The sequence below is a fragment of the Chryseobacterium phosphatilyticum genome (genome assembly GCF_002899825.2).
In the GTDB taxonomy this organism is placed as follows: Bacteria; Bacteroidota; Bacteroidia; order Flavobacteriales; family Weeksellaceae; genus Chryseobacterium; species Chryseobacterium phosphatilyticum.
In genome coordinates this window covers 293,090-313,491 of record NZ_PPED02000002.1, presented here as the reverse complement: position 1 = coordinate 313,491, position 20,402 = coordinate 293,090, and the positions used below count along the sequence as shown (strand labels likewise).

Annotated in this window: 22 protein-coding genes; 20 read left to right on the top strand and 2 right to left on the bottom strand. The window is 34.5% G+C overall.

From position 1 onward, the window contains the following. The first annotated feature begins 4 nt into the window (after positions 1-4). The 10 genes from C1631_RS08615 to C1631_RS08585 all read left to right on the top strand — a co-directional run bounded on the left by C1631_RS08615 (position 5) and on the right by C1631_RS08585 (position 11,124). Entirely contained in the window at positions 5-1,291 is a 1,287-nt protein-coding gene (locus C1631_RS08615) for a CitMHS family transporter (protein WP_103247371.1), read from the top strand. A gap of 99 nt (positions 1,292-1,390) precedes the next feature. Further along, positions 1,391-2,593, top strand: a complete 1,203-nt coding sequence (locus C1631_RS08610; protein ID WP_103247362.1) for a cation:dicarboxylate symporter family transporter — start codon at positions 1,391-1,393, stop codon at positions 2,591-2,593. A 180-nt stretch (positions 2,594-2,773) separates the two neighbouring features. Then, a complete protein-coding gene (locus tag C1631_RS08605) occupies positions 2,774-3,403 on the top strand; it encodes a DUF3108 domain-containing protein (protein WP_228441133.1) in 630 nt (209 codons plus the stop codon). A gap of 345 nt (positions 3,404-3,748) precedes the next feature. Beyond that, positions 3,749-3,889, top strand: coding sequence for a hypothetical protein (locus tag C1631_RS23990; RefSeq protein WP_165828260.1), 141 nt, complete (start codon positions 3,749-3,751; stop codon positions 3,887-3,889). A gap of 306 nt (positions 3,890-4,195) precedes the next feature. Further along, positions 4,196-4,333 carry a hypothetical protein gene (locus C1631_RS23985; RefSeq protein ID WP_165828259.1) on the top strand — a complete coding sequence of 46 codons (138 nt, stop codon included), beginning with the start codon at positions 4,196-4,198 and terminating at the stop codon, positions 4,331-4,333. A 327-nt stretch (positions 4,334-4,660) separates the two neighbouring features. Then, positions 4,661-4,795 (top strand): hypothetical protein, encoded by a 135-nt coding sequence (locus C1631_RS24510; protein WP_262510202.1) that lies wholly within the window; start codon positions 4,661-4,663, stop codon positions 4,793-4,795. 172 nt (positions 4,796-4,967) lie between these two features. After that, entirely contained in the window at positions 4,968-5,246 is a 279-nt protein-coding gene (locus C1631_RS08600; RefSeq protein ID WP_103247361.1) for a co-chaperone GroES, read from the top strand. Positions 5,247-5,357: 111 nt separating this feature from the next. Next, a complete protein-coding gene (gene groL, locus C1631_RS08595; protein WP_103247360.1) occupies positions 5,358-6,983 on the top strand; it encodes a chaperonin GroEL in 1,626 nt (541 codons plus the stop codon). Positions 6,984-7,088: 105 nt separating this feature from the next. Beyond that, complete coding sequence (locus C1631_RS08590) at positions 7,089-8,528, top strand: ligand-binding sensor domain-containing protein (RefSeq protein WP_109711683.1); 1,440 nt, start codon at positions 7,089-7,091, stop codon at positions 8,526-8,528. 304 nt (positions 8,529-8,832) lie between these two features. Next, complete coding sequence (locus C1631_RS08585) at positions 8,833-11,124, top strand: nSTAND3 domain-containing NTPase (protein WP_109711681.1); 2,292 nt, start codon at positions 8,833-8,835, stop codon at positions 11,122-11,124. 73 nt (positions 11,125-11,197) lie between these two features. On the opposite strand, the gene C1631_RS08580 is transcribed toward C1631_RS08585, so the two are convergent. Continuing rightward, positions 11,198-11,485: a helix-turn-helix domain-containing protein gene (locus C1631_RS08580; protein ID WP_103250316.1), complete on the bottom strand. Its 288-nt coding sequence runs from the start codon at positions 11,483-11,485 to the stop codon at positions 11,198-11,200. Between the two features lie 509 nt (positions 11,486-11,994). Between C1631_RS08580 and C1631_RS08575 the strand changes: the two genes are divergently transcribed. Further along, positions 11,995-12,540 (top strand): hypothetical protein, encoded by a 546-nt coding sequence (locus tag C1631_RS08575; RefSeq protein ID WP_123966630.1) that lies wholly within the window; start codon positions 11,995-11,997, stop codon positions 12,538-12,540. A 35-nt stretch (positions 12,541-12,575) separates the two neighbouring features. Here the strand turns inward: C1631_RS08575 and C1631_RS08570 are convergent, their stop codons facing one another. Next, positions 12,576-12,923 (bottom strand): winged helix-turn-helix transcriptional regulator, encoded by a 348-nt coding sequence (locus tag C1631_RS08570; protein WP_103247004.1) that lies wholly within the window; start codon positions 12,921-12,923, stop codon positions 12,576-12,578. 80 nt (positions 12,924-13,003) lie between these two features. Between C1631_RS08570 and C1631_RS08565 the strand changes: the two genes are divergently transcribed. From C1631_RS08565 to C1631_RS08520, 9 genes are all read left to right on the top strand, one after another. Next, on the top strand, positions 13,004-13,513 hold the full coding sequence (locus C1631_RS08565) for a dihydrofolate reductase family protein (protein WP_109711679.1): 510 nt from the start codon (positions 13,004-13,006) through the stop codon (positions 13,511-13,513). 179 nt (positions 13,514-13,692) lie between these two features. Then, positions 13,693-14,193: a hypothetical protein gene (locus C1631_RS08560; RefSeq protein WP_109711677.1), complete on the top strand. Its 501-nt coding sequence runs from the start codon at positions 13,693-13,695 to the stop codon at positions 14,191-14,193. 244 nt (positions 14,194-14,437) lie between these two features. Further along, positions 14,438-15,613, top strand: a complete 1,176-nt coding sequence (locus tag C1631_RS08550) for a Kelch repeat-containing protein (RefSeq protein ID WP_123966628.1) — start codon at positions 14,438-14,440, stop codon at positions 15,611-15,613. 73 nt (positions 15,614-15,686) lie between these two features. Beyond that, a complete protein-coding gene (locus C1631_RS08545; RefSeq protein WP_103247007.1) occupies positions 15,687-16,622 on the top strand; it encodes an alpha/beta hydrolase family protein in 936 nt (311 codons plus the stop codon). A gap of 204 nt (positions 16,623-16,826) precedes the next feature. Next, a complete protein-coding gene (locus C1631_RS08540; protein ID WP_109711673.1) occupies positions 16,827-17,372 on the top strand; it encodes a hypothetical protein in 546 nt (181 codons plus the stop codon). Positions 17,373-17,379: 7 nt separating this feature from the next. Further along, on the top strand, positions 17,380-18,039 hold the full coding sequence (locus C1631_RS08535) for a DUF2461 domain-containing protein (RefSeq protein ID WP_109711671.1): 660 nt from the start codon (positions 17,380-17,382) through the stop codon (positions 18,037-18,039). Between the two features lie 25 nt (positions 18,040-18,064). Beyond that, a complete protein-coding gene (locus tag C1631_RS08530) occupies positions 18,065-18,835 on the top strand; it encodes a hypothetical protein (RefSeq protein WP_123966626.1) in 771 nt (256 codons plus the stop codon). A 297-nt stretch (positions 18,836-19,132) separates the two neighbouring features. Then, positions 19,133-19,777 (top strand): DUF6563 family protein, encoded by a 645-nt coding sequence (locus C1631_RS08525; RefSeq protein WP_103247011.1) that lies wholly within the window; start codon positions 19,133-19,135, stop codon positions 19,775-19,777. Positions 19,778-19,879: 102 nt separating this feature from the next. After that, positions 19,880-20,380 carry a DUF2004 domain-containing protein gene (locus C1631_RS08520; RefSeq protein WP_165828258.1) on the top strand — a complete coding sequence of 167 codons (501 nt, stop codon included), beginning with the start codon at positions 19,880-19,882 and terminating at the stop codon, positions 20,378-20,380. Positions 20,381-20,402: the final 22 nt, after the last annotated feature.

Below are 20,402 nucleotides of genomic sequence, written 5' to 3'. Positions count from 1 at the left end.
AACTATGCTAACATTTCTTGGTTTCATCATGATTTTCATTTTCATGATTCTCATTATGAACAAAAAACTGACTCCTCTTACTGCTTTGGTTCTTGTTCCCGTTCTTATAGCCTTTGTCGCCGGCTTTGGCCCTGATCTTGGGAAAATGATGAAAGAAGGTGTAAAAGAAATTGCCCTTACGGGAGTGATGCTGATTTTTGCCATACTTTATTTCAGTCTGATGATTGACACCGGACTTTTTGAACCCCTGGTCAATGCTATTTTAAAAGCTGTAGGAGACAATCCGGTAAAAACGACCATCGGAACAGCTATCCTTACCACACTGGTTTCATTAGATGGTGATGGATCTTCTACCTACATCATCGTTGTAGCTGCTATGCTTCCTCTGTATAAAAAACAAGGAATGAACCCTCTCGTACTGACCTGTATTATTATGCTTTCAGGCGGCATCATGAATATTTTACCCTGGGGAGGCCCTACTGCAAGGGTAATGAGTTCTTTGAAATTGGGACACACCGAAATATTTGTTCCTATGATTCCGGTGATGCTGATCGGGCTGGCATGGGTATTCATCGTAGCCTATATCCTGGGCGTAAAGGAAAGAAAAAGAATCAGTAAACATGGAAAATATACCCGATACAATCCGCAGGATATTGTAGGAGAAGTGGATCCGGCTATGCGTCGTCCGAAATTGATTATAGTCAACCTGATCCTTACTATTATTCTTTTAGTCGTCATGATTCTTGATCTGATGCCATTGGGAATCGCCTTTATGATCGCTTTCTGTATTGCTTCTGTCATCAATTATCCGAAACTGAAAGATCAGCAGAAAATCATCTCCAAACACGCAGGCAATGCGTTATCAGTTGCCGGAATGATCTTCGGGGCAGGAATTTTCACCGGAATTCTTAATGGTACGGGCATCATGCAGGCTATGGGAAACAGCATCATTAATATTGTTCCTCAAAGCTGGGGTGGTTATCTGAATGTTATTACCGCCGTATTTAGTGTTCCACTTACTTTTTTCCTTACTAATGATGCTTATTATTTTGGAATTTTACCAGTCATTACCGCAACAGGACATCAGTTGGGAATACCTCCTGATATTCTGGGACGTGCGAGTCTTGTAGGCCAGGCTTCACACTTGCTGAGCCCTTTGGTTCCTTCCACCTATTTATTGGTATCATTGGCCGGTGTTGAATTTTCGGATCATTTAAAATTTACTTTAAAATGGGCGATCGGATCATCAATTGTGATGTTGCTGGGGGCTTTAGCGCTGCAGATTATTTAAGGTCAGGAAGATGGAGGCTGGAAGTCTTCGAACGAAATAACTTCCACTTCTTATCATAACTATTTACTAATTTCGTATTCTTACTTTATAAAAATTGTGATGAGTTCCTTAACCAAGCAAAAAACGTTTACCGATTCTTATCTTAAAAATCTTAGCCTGTACGCATTCACAGCGATTATTTGTGGTGCATTAACAGGATATTATTTTCCTGAGGTCGGTAAACATCTTGAACAGGTTAGCCATTACTTTTTTATGCTTCTTGAAGTTCTTATTGTTCCTGTTATTTTCATTGCCGTTACGTATGGGGTGAGTTATATTTTCAGTGTCGAAAATGCTTTTAAAGTAGTAGGGCAAATGATCCTCTATTTCCTGGTTATTACTTCTGTAAGTATTGTATTGGGACTAGGATTTGGTCTTCTTCTCAAACCCGGTGCTGATACGGGAATTTCTGCTACAGTAATCCGCAGAGAAATTCCCCGGCATTTTTTGAGCCATTCTACCAACCCTTTACATATCAGCAATTATGTAATTTTTCTTCTTATTTCTATTTCGGCTGGGATCGCCATTGGGCTTTCGGGGATGAAAAATAAACTTATCCACATTTTAGATGAAGGAAAAAACCTGTTTTTCAAACTGATAAAGTATGTGTACATTTTTCTTCCTATTGTTATTTTCTGTAATATTTCATACGGAATTGCGGTCTATGGAATCAATACCCTTCTCCCCCTGAGTAAAGTGGTTGCCACGGTGTACCTTGCCTGCCTTGTTTTTATTTTCGGAATCCTGGGTGTGGTCACTTCTTTGTTTAAGATCAGTCTATGGGATTTTTTAATCAGCATTAAAGAAGAAATTATCCTTGTGGTAGCTACTTCCTCTTCCAAAACGGCTTTTCCGATGATCTTTGATAAAATGGAATCTCAAGGGTATGACCGGAAAATTCTTCGTTTTGTTATTCCTTTAGGATATAATTTTAATCTGGCGGGAGCCTGTATTTACCTTTCTATCTCATGTATCTTTTTGGTTCAGTTCTATAATATATCTCTTACGACAACAGATTATTTCTGGCTTTTCGTTATTATTTCACTGGCTTCGAAAACAGCTTCTGGTGTACCGGGATCAGGTTTTTTAGCTCTTATGTTTACACTCAGCAGATTTGGAAAAATTCCGGTAACAGATCTGGCCCTGCTGTATAGTGTAGACCGTTTTATGAATGAGGCACGATCAGTAACCAATTTCATTGGAATCGCGGTTTCAGCAGCGATTATTTCAAAGTTGAATCAACATCATAAAAAAACAATCTGATATATTTTACCCTATTCTATTAAAAAATTCCACAAAAAAATAAATGTAACTTTTTGAAAACCAACACTACTCATTGGTAAAAAAGCTATGAAATCATTGAGTTTACTTTTACTAATAAGCAGTACTTGTTTATTTTCACAGAAAATTATAACACCTTCCAATGTTAGTCTCGATCATAAGATGATACAAGACGAAACCTCAGAAGCGGTATGGTACGCAGACAATGCCGGATCAAAAATTGAAATTGGAAGCATTATAACACAGATTAAAAAAATAAATAAAACCGATCTGCTTCTCAAAACTTCCGTTAAGCTAAAACAGGCACCGGAAGCAAGCTGGACAGATTCTACTATTGTAAAGAGCAGAAATTTTCTTCCGGACTATCATTCTTCTTATAATTCGATGAGAGATATGGTTATCAAATCAGGTAAAAGCCAGGTTACAGGATATTACCTCGATAAAAAATCTCAGAAAAAAGACAATATTGACCTACCGGCAACGGATTATTTTGACAGCAGCAGCTATGCAACGATGATCAGATTTTTACCTTTAAAAGAAAATTACACCTCTGAAATTGCCATCTTTGATTATAATCCCAATGCTACAGCTAAAGGCATGATGAAAGCCTATATATTGGGCGTAGAAAAAAGCGACTACAAAGGTAAAAAGGTCTGGGCCGTAAAAACAACCGATGATATTTCTAATAAAACCTCCACCGTCACCTATTATATTGATCCGGAAACAAGGAAACTCCTGAAACAGGATATGGATATGGGGGGAAGAAAAATGTTTTTAGAAGTCATCAAATAAAAATCGTTTACAAAATACCAATTCCGTCCTTCTGTCTACACACTACATAACACTCTGTATTTAAAATCATTACATTTACAACAACTAACACCCGTTGTCAAAAACCCCTGATTGACTCTAAATATTCAGGGATTAAAAAATCAAAAGTAATACTTATGAAAAATGCTAAATTATTAAACAGAGAGGCCCAAAAATCCATTCAAGGAGGCGGAGTTGCTGCAAGACTTGTTTGTTGTGATTATGATGACAACATGAAATGTATCCGCTGGATCGGACCAGGACAATTTTGTCCGTAGATCAACCTTCTATAGCTCATCAGATGTTGTACACATTAATAGCACCCCTATGAAAAATGCAAAATTAGTAAGCAGAGAAGCTCAGAAATCTATTACCGGAGGAGTTATCGCTGCAAGAATCAAATGTTGTGAAAAGGACAGAGAGGGAAACTGTACTTTATGGATCGGACCGGGACAATATTGCCCGTAATATGATCATCAGATAATCATTGGAAAAGAAGCCGGAGATTTCCGGCTTTTACTTTTCTCTATTTCAGAAACTCACTTCTTATTTTATTATTCTGAATACTGCTTTTTATGACAACTATAAAATATGGAAGGCAAAATAAAACACCTATCAACTGATAACCAAACAAATACCACTCAATAAATCACTAAAACATATCACTTATTAAGGAAAAAAAATCTATATTTGGATGACTTATTTTACACCAAATGTCAAAAACCTGATTGAATTTAAATGCTCAGGAATTGTACACATTAAATATTGTTAACTATGAAAAATGCTAAATTATTAAGCAGACAAGCTCAAAAATCTGTCATCGGAGGAGCAGCTGGCAGACTCGTATGTTGCGAACGCGACAATAACGGAAAATGTACTTTATGGATCGGACCGGGACAAAACTGTCCGTAGTTTCATCATGTTAATACAATGAAAAATCAAGCCGGAAATTTCCGGCTTTCTCTTTTATATTTTACCATCAATAGTACATCGCATAATCTTGCAATGACAGCCAAAAAAGCTGCAAAATAAACCCTATCCATCAACTACCATTCGAATAAAAAACCCAAAAAAACACCATTAACAACTGACCTACAAATAATTATTAAAATAACATATTAAATTATATCACACATAAAGGAAAAAGTTTTATATTTGACCTACTTCTTTTACACCAAAGGTCAAAAACCTGATTGACTCTAAATATTCAGGAATTTTGTACACCAAAAATTATTAACTATGAAAAACGCCAAAGTATTAAGCAGAGATGCTCAAAAGGCAATCAATGGTGGAGCTGCACAGCGCTACTGTTGCGAAAGAGACTACAAAGGAAGATGTATCCTTTGGGTAGGTCCTGGAGAAAATTGCCCTTAGTAAAAATCAACTCATGAGTTAGATAAAAGCCGGAAAATTTCCGGCTTTCTTTTTTTATTTTTCTGCCAAATTTTCACATTCCGGAATAAAAGTCTGCCATTTCAGCCATCGCTGTCTCATGGCATACATTTAGAGAATTACAACACAGAAATAATTAAAAAATAAATATATTATGTCAGTAAACTTTAAACCATTGGCAGACAGAGTTCTGGTAGAGCCAATCGCAGCAGAAACTAAAACAGCTTCAGGAATTATTATCCCAGATACTGCTAAAGAAAAGCCGCAAGAAGGTACTGTAGTGGCAGTAGGTCCTGGTAAAAAAGATGAACCTACAACTGTTCAGGTAGGTGACAAAGTTCTTTATGGAAAATATTCAGGTTCTGAATTGAAATTGGAAGGTAAAGATTACTTAATCGTAAAAGAGGGAGATTTACTTGGAGTAATTGGATAAGACTCCAGATACAAAACATCAGATTTCAGACTTAAAACTGAATAAAAAATAAATTTTCAAATAATGCTTGGCGTCTAACATCTGACGTCTAACATCTAATATCTAAATAAAATGGCAAAAGAAATAAAATTCGATATTGAATCAAGAGACGCTCTAAAGAGAGGAGTTGATGCATTAGCAAATGCAGTAAAGGTAACTTTAGGTCCAAAAGGAAGAAATGTAGTAATCGAAAAATCTTTCGGGGCTCCACACGTAACTAAGGATGGTGTTTCTGTTGCAAAAGAAATCGAACTTGAAGACAGAGTAGAAAATATGGGAGCGCAGATGGTAAAAGAAGTTGCCTCCAAAACTAATGATATCGCAGGAGACGGTACTACTACCGCTACTGTATTGGCACAGGCTATCGTAAGAGAAGGTCTTAAGAATGTAGCTGCGGGTGCTAACCCAATGGATCTTAAAAGAGGAATCGACAAAGCAGTAACTGCTGTTGTTGAAAACTTAAAAACTCAGTCTCAGACTGTTGGAGATTCTACAGAAATGGTAAAGCAAGTGGCTTCTGTTTCTGCTAACAACGACGAAACAATCGGTGCTTTGATCGCTGAAGCTTTCGGAAAAGTAGGTAAAGAAGGAGTAATCACTGTAGAAGAAGCTAAAGGTATCGATACAACAGTAGATGTTGTAGAAGGTATGCAATTCGACAGAGGATACCAGTCTCCTTACTTCGTGACTAACCCTGAGAAAATGGTGGCTGAAGTAGAAAACCCATATATCCTTTTAGTAGAGAAGAAAATCTCTTCAATGAAAGAATTGCTTCCTGTTCTTGAGCCAATCGCACAAGGTGGAAAATCTTTATTGATCATCTCTGAAGAAGTGGAAGGTGAAGCTTTAGCTACTTTAGTAGTAAACAAATTAAGAGGTTCTCTTAAAATTGCTGCTGTAAAAGCTCCTGGATTCGGAGACAGAAGAAAAGCAATGTTAGAAGATATCGCAATCCTTACAGGTGGTCAGGTAATTTCTGAAGAGCAAGGTTTCACTATGGAAAACATCTCTTTAGATATGTTGGGAACTGCTGAGAAGGTAACAATCGATAAAGACAACACAACAATCGTAAACGGTGGTGGTGACGAAGCGAAAATCAAAGGAAGAGTAGCTCAGATCAAAGCTCAGATGGAAACTACAACTTCTGACTACGACAGAGAGAAACTTCAGGAAAGATTAGCTAAGTTAGCTGGTGGTGTTGCCGTTCTTTACGTAGGAGCAGCTTCTGAAGTGGAAATGAAAGAGAAAAAAGACAGAGTTGATGATGCCCTTCACGCTACAAGAGCAGCAGTTGAAGAAGGTATCGTAGCTGGTGGTGGTGTTGCTTTAGTAAGAGCAATCTCTGCTTTAGATAACCTTTCAGGAATCAACGCTGACGAAACTACAGGGATCAAAATCGTAAAAAGAGCGATCGAAGAGCCATTAAGACAAATTGTTGCCAACGCAGGAGGTGAAGGTTCTGTAATCGTTGCTAAAGTTGCAGAAGGAACAGGAGACTTCGGATACAATGCGAAAACTGACGAGTACGTACACATGCTTGAAGCAGGAATCATCGACCCAACTAAAGTAACAAGAGTTGCCCTTGAAAACGCAGCTTCTGTATCTGGAATGCTTCTTACGACTGAGTGTGTAATCACTGATATTAAGAGCGCTGAACCAGCTATGCCAATGGGTGGTGGAATGCCAGGAATGATGTAACAACGTGTCGTTGAGACAAATTTAATATATAAACCGCTCTACTTTTTGTAGGGCGGTTTTTTATATATTTGATGAGTAACTATGACACATGAAAAATAATCCAAAATGAAAAAAATTATACTTTTATTATTGACACTATTTAGTTTCACATTAAGTTATTCTCAAAATCTTTATCCTGAAAAATACAAAGACTGTAGTTTAAATTCCTTTTGTCTTGATTGTGGAGAAACTATAGCTAACCCTCAAAACTCAATAATAAATGAATTGTTGAACAAATTTGACAAAAAGAGTTTAAGTAAAATAACAGGAAAAATTGAAGTACAAATTTTAATTGACGAAAATGGAAAGCCTTGCCTGCTAAGCTCATTAAATCAAACTAATATCTCTTCAAAAAAATTAGGTTTACAGGATGTCATAAACTCAACATCAAATTGGGAACCTGCTATTTCACAAAATAAAAAAACAAACAGTTCTGTTTCGCTAATTTTTGAATTTGAAAACGGTAGCTTTTCTGCAAAGCGCAGAATATTTGATTTTAAAAATCAATCCAATGCAAAATCTGTAGGGAGTCCTGATATAAAAGGAACAGATAAAGAAAAACTTTCAAAAGGTTGGACTGTATTCACCCAGCAAAACTCAGAGTTACCTTGGGATATAACAAGAGCTGTTGCCAATGATCTGGACAATAATATCTGGATTGGAACAGATAATGGAATTGTAAAAATAAATAATGGAAAATGGGAACATTTTAACTCAAAAAATACATTAATCTCCTCTCCTCCTTATAATAAAAATGAAACACAATCAGTACGGGATTTAGAAGTTGACAAAAACAACAATAAATGGTTTGTTGTTGGTTGGGATGTTTATAAATATGACAATAAAAACTGGACAAAATACGACTCCATAAACTCTCCAATAAAATGGGCAAGAAAAATATTTGTTGACCACTCCAATAATGTATGGTTTACGTCTTGGGATGGTGTAGCAAAGTTTGACGGAAAGAATTGGTCGGTCATTAACAAACAAAATTCAAATCTACCTACTGATAAAATCCTTGGTGTTTATGTAGATAAAAAAGATAGAATCTGGATTGGGACATTTGAAGGAAACGTCATGATCGAAAACGGGGTGACGAAATTGCTGAACGAGAAAAATTCACCTTTATCAAAAGCGTACATTTCAAAAATCTATGAAGATAAAAAAGGCAATTTCTGGTTTGACTTATATAACGATAAATCTGATGATGCTGGAATCTATGTATTAGATTTACAACAGAAATGGACAAGAATAAAACATCCAAATACTAAAATGTTCAGTGAAAATTCAATCAATGATTTTTATTTAGATGAAGAAACCCAATTATTATGGATAACATTAAACGGAGTTGGCATTTTAAGTTATGACATTAACTCAAAAAAATGGGAAACTTACACCAATGAAAATTCAAACGTCCCAAGTGTTCATTGCGAGAGAATAACGAAAGATAAAGATGGCTCCATCTGGATTGCGACTTATGCTGGAGTAATCAAACTTAATAAATAAAAAATATCTGCTAAAAACGAAATCATTGCCCAACTAAAGTAACAAGAGTTGCCCTTGAAAACGCTGCTTCTGTATCTGGAATGCTTCTTACAACTGAATGTGTTATCACTGATATTAAGAGCGCTGAACCAGCTATGCCAATGGGTGGTGGAATGCCAGGAATGATGTAGTAGCGCAAGCTAAGACAATTTAATATATTAACCGTTCTACTTTGTAGGGCGGTTTTTTGTTTTTATTGAAAAAACCATATATAATGAAATTGAAAATTATTATTCCTTAAATTTGAATAAAACGAACATATAACATGGAATATGATTTTTCAAAATTAAATGACAGAGAATTTGAAATATTAGCCGCTTCTGTAATTGGGAAAGAACTAAATAAAAAGGTAGAAATCTTCAAGTCTGGTAAAGATGGTGGTGTTGACGGTAGATTTTGGATTGGTGAGAGTAATGAAGGTATTATACAGTGTAAACATTATTTGGAAACGTCATACCCTCAATTGATTTCAAAATTAAAAACTGAAGAATTAGATAAAGTAAAGAAGCTAAATCCTAGTAAGTATATTTTTGTCACTTCAAAAAAGCTTTCTAGAATAAATAAACAAGAAATTAAAGAAATTTTTAAACCATATATTCATACGGAGGAAGATATTTGGGGAATAGAAGATTTAAATATTTTTTTATCTAAAAGGGAAAATCAAGATATTGTTGAAAGGAATTATAAACTCTGGATTACTAGTACGATTATATTGGACTTGCTTTATAACAATGCCATAAAAGGTAGAAGTCAAGTTACAATACGTGAAATTGAGGAAAAAGCCTACAGATATGTATTAACCGAAAATCATAATAAAGGATTAAGAATACTAGAAGAAAATAATGTAATCATTTTGACTGGTGAGCCTGGAATCGGCAAAACTACACTTGCTGATAATTTGGCAATTCACTACATAACAAAAGGTTATGAATTCTGTGATATAGAAGAAAATATTAGCGAAGCAGAAAGTTTATTTCGTGAAAATGAACAAAAGAAAATTCTATTTTATTGTGACGATTTTTTAGGTAGTAATATGTATGATGCTATCAACAATAAAAAAGATTCTCATATTGTCAAGTTCATCAGTAGAATTAAAAAAGATAAAAGCAAAAAGTTTATTCTTACATCAAGAACGAACATTTTAAATAAAGCATATAGATCAAGTCACATTTTTCAAAACTTAAAAATTCGCGATAATGAATTTTTATTAACAATTGAAAATTTAACTAATATAGATAAAGCAAAAATTCTTTATAATCATATATATCATTCAAATTTACCAAAACAATTTATAGATATTATATACAAAGATAAAAGATACAAGGAAATAATAAAACATCGAAATTTTAATCCACGAATAATAGAGTTTATAACTGATTCTTCTGTTATTGGGGATTTAAAACAAGAAAATTATTGGCCATATATTATCAAAAGTCTAAATGAGCCTGAGGTTATTTGGGCAGATTATTTTCAAAATCAAACTGATGACTGTGTAAGAGCTCTTACATATTTAACTGTTTTTAATAATGGAAAAATAGCCGAGGACAATTTAAGAAACTCTTATACGACCTTTCTAAAAATTCACACAATAAATATGGGTGATAGTTCTGATAAAAGTTTTGAAGCTGTAAGAAAATTAGCAACAAAATCATTATTAAATAGAAATCAAATTGAAGAAAATAAATATGAGTATGTTTTATTCAACCCATCTATTGCTGATTTCGTTCTAAGTACATATTCTAAAGAAATTGATTTGGTTTGTAATATTCTTAAGTCATTAGATAACGAAGTTTCCATAGATTATTTGCGTATTTTATTAAGGTCTAATAAAATCAATAATTCATATAGTAGTAGGATCTTAGAAAATTTATTTGATTATTTTTTTGAACGTAAATTGGAAGAAAAAGATTGGGATTTTTTAATTGCCTTATGCTATTTTGATTTTTTTAATGAAAAAATAAATAAAAGGGTAGAGTACTTTTTGAACACATTAATAAATGCTAATAATCCAAGTGGAAATAGATTATGGGAATTATTAACAATTTTAACAGAATTTGAACCAAAAATTGAATTTAAAAATTTTGAATTCTTATACAATTTCATAGATGACGTAGATGATGAAGAAACACTAAAAAAGCTATTAGATTTTGTAGATGAATATAACATTGAAGATGAAAATATTTTAATGCAAATTGATATTTTACTTGAACGATATCTAAGAAGCATTGTTGATAGTAATGATTTTGATGTTGATTATTCTAAATATATAAGTCACTATTATCATCCTGATGGCTATTCAGACTATGACATTGACATACATGGTATTGAAGATGAAATTCGTGAAATTATTGATTCTTATTTAGATGGTTTCAACGAAAATGTACTAGATAGTATTTCTTTTGATCTATCTAACATAGTTTCAAGCATAGATATAGATTCTAAAGTTACAAGGCATTTGGAAAGCTATGAGCCAGATTATGATGATGACAGTCACGGTAGCTATTATTCAGGAAGCTCAGGCGAAGATGATATTGATGCGATATTTGAACGTTCATAAGTAAAAATAACTGTCACTACATTGTATTGGTAAAATACAGAAAGAATTGTAGAACTGAAAGTCCTAACTCTCGTTAGGATTTTTTCTTCACCTCTATTTCTTTTACAAATTCGTACTTTTCTTCCAAAATTGGCTGTTCTGGCCAGAAATCTTTTGGAGAGCATCCCAAAGCTTTAGATATTAAGTTTAGGCTTTTAATATTGTATTTTGCGGTTTTGGAATGCGCTTCAATATCTGAAATATAACTCGTACTCTTACCAATAGCCAAAGAAAGTGAAGTTTGGCTAATACCTCTCTGTTCTCTTATTTCTTTCACTTTTGAAATTATATATCGCTCTATTTCGTCTAAAGAATCATGCATAATGACAAAGTGAGCCAAAAACAGAATAAAAAACTAAGGACTATAGTCCTGTATATTAAAAATATTATTATATTTGGAAAAAGATTACTCATTAGAGTAATTTTGCGATACTTCAAAGAAATATAGAAGCTATTGCTTAGAGTCTTGTCATAGAAAACTGGTAATTTTTAAAGCAACAAGATGATAAGTATGAAGCTCACGACCTAGGCGTGGGCTCTCTTATCTGTTGCACGGTATACCAGTACCTCTATGACAGATATTGTAGAGTCTCATGCCGTTTTTATTTCCATGCTGTTCTGCTTTTCTACAATCATCTTTTCTAAGCCTGCTTTACAACATAAAGTATCATGATACGTACAATGGGGTGTACAATCCATTGCGGCTTTAGGGCTTTTAGAAAAACACAAATTCTATCCTATTCATTCGGCTTGTATAGACAGGAAGTTCAGGCATTGCAGGGCTTACTTCTTTACTGCCGGGTAAAATCGTACAATAAAAAATACAAACTCATGAAAAAAAACAGAACAGACTTTCAATCCCGGCTTGGGAAAGGCCGGAAGAGACATTACGGCTTACAACAGATGGAAACATTTTTTCAGCTCAATGACCTTACAGCCACCAAAGAGCTTTTAAACATCATTATGAGCTATGCCCTTAAAAGAAATAGCTGGATAAAAGAAGAGCCGTCAGTCATTTATCATTTTCATCTGGCGATGCGTTCATTCATCCGTGCAGGCTACTTCATGATGCTGAAGGAAAAGAAATTGGTGGTCAACACTCAGTTGGAAGATTGCTCTCCGTTGGTTCTTGGCTTGCTTTCTGAGAAAGAATACCAAAATCCTCTGTTGGTTTTAAAAAAAGCATTCAAAGAATACAGCGTTAAGGAATTTGATTATTTTATGTCCGGAATGGTCTATTTCTCACTGGGAATCTATGATCATCTACCGGAAAGGAATATGATCAACCCCTATATTCATCTGACTAAAATGCTGGATGCCGCGTATCTTATTACTGAAAGGAGAGGAAAAATAAAGCTTTCAAAATCAAAAAAATGATTTGATGTAAACTCAACTTCTTAATGATATAAAAATCACTTCTCCTTTATTTTCTTTCTATGCTTCAAACCAAAATTAATCAGGGCATTGACAACATCTTCAGTTTCTTTGGCGTGTGTGGTAATGGCATACGAAACGGTAACAGGTTTGGTATTATTAACCGTTCGGGTAATCAGTAAATTATCTTCCAGTTCCTGCAGCTCTTTGGATAGAACTTTTGGACTTATTCCCAAAGCTGTTTCCTGCAAATCTTTGAACCGCATTGTTTCGTAATAATACAAATTATGCAGAATACAGAATTTCCATTTGCCCCCCAATAATTCAATCGCATCTTTAAGGGCTAATATTTTTTCTTTATTGATGTCATTTTTTTTGGCATTCATAGTATAGTTACTTTCCAAAGGGTAACGGATAGTAAAGGTAAAGTTTCTTTCAGATAATTTTACACTGTAAAAAAATAAAAATGAAAGTAACAGTAATTGCCAACATTTCGGCTAATGGTAAAGTATTATTATCCGATCATCCACATCATCAGTTGCCACCAGGAGCGATGGAGTTTTATTTAGCATTCGCAAAAAAAGTAGGGAATCTTGTCATAGGTGTAAAAACCTTTGAAAATTTTTTAAACTTCCCACAGGAAGTCAAAGACCATTTCAGCGGAATAGAAATCGTAATACTTTCTGAAAAACCCTATACATCAAAAGGCTACAAAACCGTTGAGAGTCCCGAAGAAGCTATTGAATATATGTCAGAAAAAGGCTTGCACGAAATGGCAGTTGGCGGAGGAACAGGTGCTTTTAATGCTTTTATAGACAAAGATCTGGTGACAGACATTTATTTTAATATTCATCCACTCATCACAGGAGTTGGCGGTGTTTTAGGAAACAGCAGTGAACTGAACTCAAAATTTAAACATACAGAATATGACTTTAAAGACGGTTTCATTCAACTGCATCTAACCAAAGAAGACTGAATAACAACGAGCTAAAAAGATGAATGGTATCCTTGTCAAGGTTTAAAACCTTGACAAGGATATTTAAACACCTAACTTACAAGAAAGGATTCGTTCGGTAGCGGTGAGTACTCGTTTTTGATGAAAAACAGACTTGTATTCATTCTGATTTCGAAATCATCTATGTATATTTGAATATCATGAAAACCCTCAGTCTAATTTTAACTTTATTATTTTTTTTCTCTTGTAAGCCACAAAAGAACTTGCAGGGAGTTTACAAAACTAACAAGGCTGAATTTGGTTTCTTCATTATTAAAATTGACTTAAAAAATAACAATGAATTTAATTATGTGTTTTCTGGAGATCTTCAGTATACAGAACTTTCTGGTCTTTATAAGATAAGCGGTCATAATCTATATTTAAAATTCAATAAAAATAAAGGAGAGGTAGAATCTGTAAATGATTCAGTGACAATATCCGATATATTATCCGGCAACTATCATAATTATGATTTAAAAAGTGAAAACGGAATCAGCTATCATTTAAAATATAAAATTCAGGGAAATAAACTTTTTGCTTATGGAATTAAAAACGGGCAATTGAAAAAAAAATCAAAAGTATACACTCATCAAAGCAAGTTTTTATTTTTTGGTTCCCGATGGAGAAACAAAAGAATTTATCTCGAAAAAATTAAATCGTAGCAATTCCTCCTGTTGCACAAAGTCTCCCGGTTTTGTGCAAAAAATAAATAATCCAAAGTCAGATTTTGGACAATAAAATACCTCCAACCTCTTCCATACCCCTCTTCCCACCCTTCATCAAAGATTAACAACTCCTTCCCAAAATTCGATTCAACTTTTTCCTTATCTTTAAACCTGGATTTTCTGCTAAAAAAATCCCGAATTCTTAGCAAAAAATACAACCAAACACTAAATCTTAATACCATTGAAAACAAAATTATTATTCCTTTCATTTTTAGGCTCACTGCTAGCCCATGCACAAACGCTTGAATTTAAAAATCTCGCTAATATGTCTTTAGGCAGAGGTGCCATAACCAGTGTCATCGTGAATGATCATATTTATGTGAGCAATGGGTATCAGGAAAAGGGAGGTAATGCCAATTATATAGAAAAATATAATATTAAGGATAACAGCTGGAGTATTCTTAATTCTACTCTACTCACCAAAAAATTTGCTAATTCGGAGACTTACGATAATAAAATTTATATTTTTAACGGCTGGGGAAATAGTCATCTTGAAATTGTAGACCTTGCAACCAATACCATAACAAAGGGAGCTGTTAATCATTCCTATACAGGAAATGCAGGTTCCGCCCTCTATAATGGCAAAATATATGTGTTTGGGGGCAGCGGACTCAACGGCGCTGCCACCACTAAATTTTCTAATAGATTTCAATATTATGATATTGCTTCCAATACATGGAATCCGTTACCGGATATGCCTACAGCCAGAGAAACAAAGGGCAAAATTGTGAATGATAAGCTGTATGTCATTGGTGGTTTTAATGGTACCCCATCCCGCCTGATCAATGTGTACGACCTCAACACTAATCGCTGGACCGATCAGTATACGATGCCTTCCGGTATATCCGGACACTCATTAGCGGTATCCGATAATAAGATTTTTATTGTAGGTGGTTTTAATAATCAAACTTTTCTGGCTTATTTTGATACGACAACCAATACATTCCATCCGTTATCATCCAATATGATTCCCCGAAGACACGCTGCAGCGGAAGTATATAACAATAAGCTATACATCATTGGCGGAAGTACAACATCTCTCACCAGCTCAGCTATTAAAAGCATACAGGTGGCAGATATTAATGAAAGTGTGTTCTCTGCCAAAATAACCAATGATGGTCATGAGAAGAAGACAAGAGCCTACCCCAATATGTATAGAGATGGTTTTTTCATCAGTAATAAAAATAACAGCAACCAATTCGAGTATACTGTTTTTTCAATAGATGGGAAGCAGATTAGTAAAGGGTTTGCCTATTATAATAAAAATATAGATTTAACAAAAGTTCAAAAAGGAACCTATATTTTTAGTTTTAAAAATGAGCAAGGAGTTTTACAAAAAATAAGAGTTGTAAGATGATCATAAATTTTCAATAACAGATTTCAATAGGAACTACTTAAGCTTCAAATAAAATAGAAAACCACAATTTATTATGATTTACAAAAAAAACAGGGATACTTTATTGAAAGACATCAGAGCTATAAATGCCTATTACAAACCTCTTGTACTCACATTATTTTTATTATTGGTTACCTCTGTTCATGTATTGGCTAAACCTCTGGATTTTACAACAAAAGAAGTAAAGTTTGTAAGTAGTGGAGACACCCTTGCCGGTACAATTTTAAAACCTGAACACCCTGTTGCTGCTCTTGTTATTGTGCACGGCTCCGGTCAGGAAAAAAGGATGATGAAATGGGCAACACTTTTAGCCCAAAACGGCATCGCTGTTTTAACCTATGATAAACGAGGGGTTGGAGAATCCGGTGGCGTGTATGCCGGGCCTGAAGTAGGAACCAATAACGTTGATGCTGCAAACCTTAACCTCTTGTCTTTAGATGCAAGTGCTGCCGTAAATGCATTGAAGAAGGATCTGTCAGACAAACATATTCAGATTGGTTTAATAGGAGGCAGCCAGGCAGGATGGATCATTCCTTTAACGGCCAGGAAAAATAACAACGTCAGGTTTATGACCATATTCAGCGGAGCGTTAGTTACCGTTCGGGAACAACTAAGATTTCAGTTTTATACCAACAATGATCGTAGTTTTTGGGATACCCACACCGAAGAAGACGCCCGTCAGCATATACTCAATGACCCCGACAAGTATCAATTTACAGACACTGACCCTTTGCCTACCCTTTTCGAATTGTCAATACCTGGTTTATGGATCTATGGAGGTAAGGATATTCAGGTTCCGGCACAATTGTCAATAGAACATTTAAAGACCCTGCAATCTAAAAACAACCGATATGAATATCAGTTATTCCCTGATTTAGGTCATAATACAGCTTTTGCAAAAAACCAGGAGCCCGTTGAAGCTGTCATAAAATGGATTAAAACTTTAAAATCTTCAACGAAGAAAAAATGAAAAACTCTTTAAGGAAGAACATCATACCAGTTCCTTAAACCAATACATCTTAATAATACCTCCTCTATTTCTGCTCTGCACAAAATAGAGGAGGTAATTTTTTTTCGTCTATATTAAACATTTTCTCATTTTCTAGCCCTCAAATTTTCCCCTATATTTGTTTCCATAACTGAATAACCAACGTTACTGACGTAAAACAAAAGTATGGCAACACAAGAAGAATTCTGGGAAAGAAAAAGACAGTTAAATGATGACTTCTTTGTAATGGGCTCTCTGGCAAATCCTGCTACTGAAGAGCAGATTAGAAAATATGAAGAAAACACGGGGTTTACTTTTAGCGAAGATATTAAAGACTTTCTGACCACATTTGGTTCTCTGGTTTTTGAAGTCAAGGAAGAAGTATGGAAAAGACCAGAGGAATTCGATGTTCTTCCGAGTTGGAAATTTGGCTACGGTTTTTTCGTGTATGGCCTTTCGCAGGACGATGAAATGCCTTCATGGATGGGATTTGAAGAAAAACATGCAGAAGCCCTTGAATATAAAGAGAAACCTTTGGGGCAGCTATTTTTCAAACGCAGCGGAAATCTCTATCGGGCATATACCGACAACGGAATTATAAAAATTGAATATGATAAATATGATGAGGACGACTTTGAAATTTTTGACGGAAATTTGTACGATTTCTTAATTGAAGAAATTAATAATTTAGAACAAGATTACAAAGAATATATCAACGAAGGAAAAGCCTGATTTTAATATGAAAAAAGCATTTGAATTCCTTAAACAACTGGAAAAAAACAACACCCGGGAATGGTTTGCCGCCCACAAATCAGAATATGAATTGGTCATTAAAGAAAATAAAACATTTTTCAACCAGGTTTATCATGAACTTCAGGAACATGACAATTTAAAAGGAATCCATATTTTCAGGATTTACAGAGACGTTCGTTTTTCCAAAGATCAGACACCTTATAAAACCAATTTCGGCGTTGGATATTCACGTTCAAAACCCATGTTAAGAGGCGGATATTATATTCAGCTGGAACCCGGCAACAGCTTTGTGGGAGGTGGATTTTGGGGACCGGAAGCCAAAGATTTGCTTCGTATTCGTAAAGAATTTGAGATCAGTACTACAGAAATCGAAAAAATCACCTCTGACGAAACCTTTATAAAATATTTCGGAGAGCTTAAAGGTGATGCCGTAAAAACTGCTCCGAGAGGTTTTGAGAAGAATCATCCCGCCATAGAGTTAATCCGGAAAAAACAATTCGTCGTGATGCGAAAATTTACCGATAAGGAAGTTCTTGCAGATCATTTTCAAAAGGAAGTCCTTCTTACCTTACTGGCTATGCGTCCTTTCTTTAATTATATGAGCGAAGTACTGACAACTGACCTCAATGGAGAGCCTTTATTTTAATACAATAAATATCGCAGAGATCCGAATGAAAATTAAAATCCTAATATTCTTACTTACTTTCTCAACAATAAAGATTCTGGCAACAGCTCAGGCCACAGACAAAATTATCATCAACAACAAAGAATATAGGCTGCTCAATAATCCTTTGGAAAAATATTTCAAGGATAATTCTGAATATGATCCTATCTATGGCCCTCACCTGAGTATGTTTAAGGAATATAGAAATAAGCCAATCCCTGTTCCATTTTCAACAGGAAACTACCGTGGGTATATTGCTACTTTTAAAATTGAAAATAACAACTTGATTTTAGCTGATCTTGAAGTTCAAAATATCAATTCGGAAAAACGAAACTATATTTCTGTATATAAACAATTATTCAAAAACAAAAAAGTTATTCTCAATTATTCCGGTATCCTCGTCATCCCGGATGGGAAATTAGTCGAATTTTCCAATTTCGGTTATTCGTCTCTATATGATCATTATAAATTAATTACCATTAAGAACGATACAATAGTCAGGGAAAAAGAATTGGATAAAGATGAATTTATACAGTTTAAGATCAACCAATTTGAAGAATACAAAAAAACAGAGGCCTATAAAACTAAAGTAAAAGAATATATTAAAGATTGGGAAAACGATAAGAAAACGGAATTGTCTAAGAATAACACCAAAGGAATGTCAAAAAAAGAAATCGCAGCATTACGAAAGGAGTACGCGCAGCCTCCTTCTGAAGATTATATTGACGGATACTTTTTTGTGACTAAAAAAATAGACTATATCATTGTTGATTACTAATGTGAAATTTTGTAATCATAGCATATTCCTCTTCTGCTCCTAAGGATTCCCGTAAGGTAAGCCCCACCACTTATTTTATTTTTGATCTTCAATTTTGATTGTTAAAAAATAATGACCGAAAAATAAAACTTACAATAGCCGTTCTGTTTTGCAGAGCGGTTTTTATTGTATCCAAAGCAAAATCTTCCCTTACACATTAAATAAACGTTAACCTTTTTCCAGTTTCTTTTTTCATGTGCGCTTTTTTGTAATTTAACCTTTGAAAAACTAATCAAATCCTCTCAAAATAAGCATTCCATGAAGTTGTATATTTTCGTCTGTATCTCTTTTATTTTCACGATCACGAACGGCCAGAAAAAAGAATATCCGTCCATCCAAAGAGGAGATTTTCCGGAAGGTATTTACATGACATTAGAAGATGTCCTGAATAAAACCCCAAGCTCTACCACAGAACTCTATTTCAAAACCGCACTAAAGGATGACTCCGTTAATCCGGAAAAAGTATATTTTTTTGATAAAACAAATGATCAGAAAGTCAGAAAACCAGTAGCCGTTTCGTACAAAGGAGAGATGTATTTTCAGATCTATAGGAAATATACCAATAAAGATGACCGGGGTTTTAATCCAAATGCTTATTCAAGGTTTTGCAAGGTTCTTAACTACGGAAGATTCTTATATTTTGAGGAAAACATGAGCTCAGCATGGGCAGGTGGATTGCTGGATGTAATCAATTCAAGGACCAAATTAATAGGTGGTAATACCAAAGGAATCGTTCTGGATTTAGAAAATAAAGAATTTAATTTATTGCAAAATTGTGATGATCTCAATGATTTTTTATTCGAACATGAAATTCCCTCTGTACCCTGTGATCCTTCTCAATACACCATTGGAGATTTAAGAAAAGAAATGGATAAAATTAATAAGCCCTACAGTAATCATTGATAAACATAAAAAACCTTGGATAAATCCGTACATTACGGCCTTAAAAATGTTTATACATTCACTTAAATGCCGGCAATATGTCGAAGCATAAAAAATAACACCATGACAAAATACACACTCCCCCACTTCGGACAAATATCAATACAAAATCTGGAAGAATATTACGATGTTAATATCGACTTCAAAGGCAATGAAATTCAGCTCGATCTGAATTTCGAAAATACAAGTATTGACGCTACTCAATTGGACAAAGTGAAAAACTTTCTCGAAAATATTGAGAAGTTTGATACCCAGAATAAAACCTACATCATAGAAGATTATCATGACCAGGACGGCGATACCGTCAAATCATATATAGAACTTCATCTTGAAGAAATTGAACAGGACCAGCTTAAAAAGCTTGTCAATTTTGATGACTCAACCATAAGACCTGAGCAACAATTATTGAAAAAACTGGAATTAGTAAGAGTTGGGTTTTACCCTGACAGTGAAGATAATTTTGCCATTCTGGATTATTCTATCGGGCAGGATCTGACAGATTACCTGGTCGTAATCAATACTGACGAAAACGGGCAGTTGGACTATATGGCTATGGAAAGTTAAAATAATTGCTTATCTATAACAC

Coding starts and splice junctions, on each gene's coding strand:
- C1631_RS08610 (WP_103247362.1), top strand. CDS start 1,391: ATGAGTTCCTTAACCAAGCAAAAAACGTTTACCGATTCTTATCTTAAA.
- C1631_RS08575 (WP_123966630.1), top strand. CDS start 11,995: ATGAAAAAAAACAGAACAGACTTTCAATCCCGGCTTGGGAAAGGCCGG.
- C1631_RS08560 (WP_109711677.1), top strand. CDS start 13,693: ATGAAAACCCTCAGTCTAATTTTAACTTTATTATTTTTTTTCTCTTGT.
- C1631_RS24510 (WP_262510202.1), top strand. CDS start 4,661: ATGAAAAACGCCAAAGTATTAAGCAGAGATGCTCAAAAGGCAATCAAT.
- C1631_RS08520 (WP_165828258.1), top strand. CDS start 19,880: ATGACAAAATACACACTCCCCCACTTCGGACAAATATCAATACAAAAT.
- C1631_RS08605 (WP_228441133.1), top strand. CDS start 2,774: ATGATACAAGACGAAACCTCAGAAGCGGTATGGTACGCAGACAATGCC.
- C1631_RS08570 (WP_103247004.1), bottom strand. CDS start 12,923: ATGAATGCCAAAAAAAATGACATCAATAAAGAAAAAATATTAGCCCTT.
- C1631_RS08530 (WP_123966626.1), top strand. CDS start 18,065: ATGAAAATTAAAATCCTAATATTCTTACTTACTTTCTCAACAATAAAG.
- C1631_RS08600 (WP_103247361.1), top strand. CDS start 4,968: ATGTCAGTAAACTTTAAACCATTGGCAGACAGAGTTCTGGTAGAGCCA.
- C1631_RS08580 (WP_103250316.1), bottom strand. CDS start 11,485: ATGCATGATTCTTTAGACGAAATAGAGCGATATATAATTTCAAAAGTG.
- C1631_RS08590 (WP_109711683.1), top strand. CDS start 7,089: ATGAAAAAAATTATACTTTTATTATTGACACTATTTAGTTTCACATTA.
- C1631_RS08585 (WP_109711681.1), top strand. CDS start 8,833: ATGGAATATGATTTTTCAAAATTAAATGACAGAGAATTTGAAATATTA.
- C1631_RS08540 (WP_109711673.1), top strand. CDS start 16,827: ATGGCAACACAAGAAGAATTCTGGGAAAGAAAAAGACAGTTAAATGAT.
- C1631_RS08565 (WP_109711679.1), top strand. CDS start 13,004: ATGAAAGTAACAGTAATTGCCAACATTTCGGCTAATGGTAAAGTATTA.
- C1631_RS23985 (WP_165828259.1), top strand. CDS start 4,196: ATGAAAAATGCTAAATTATTAAGCAGACAAGCTCAAAAATCTGTCATC.
- C1631_RS08535 (WP_109711671.1), top strand. CDS start 17,380: ATGAAAAAAGCATTTGAATTCCTTAAACAACTGGAAAAAAACAACACC.
- C1631_RS08615 (WP_103247371.1), top strand. CDS start 5: ATGCTAACATTTCTTGGTTTCATCATGATTTTCATTTTCATGATTCTC.
- C1631_RS23990 (WP_165828260.1), top strand. CDS start 3,749: ATGAAAAATGCAAAATTAGTAAGCAGAGAAGCTCAGAAATCTATTACC.
- C1631_RS08525 (WP_103247011.1), top strand. CDS start 19,133: ATGAAGTTGTATATTTTCGTCTGTATCTCTTTTATTTTCACGATCACG.
- C1631_RS08545 (WP_103247007.1), top strand. CDS start 15,687: ATGATTTACAAAAAAAACAGGGATACTTTATTGAAAGACATCAGAGCT.
- groL (WP_103247360.1), top strand. CDS start 5,358: ATGGCAAAAGAAATAAAATTCGATATTGAATCAAGAGACGCTCTAAAG.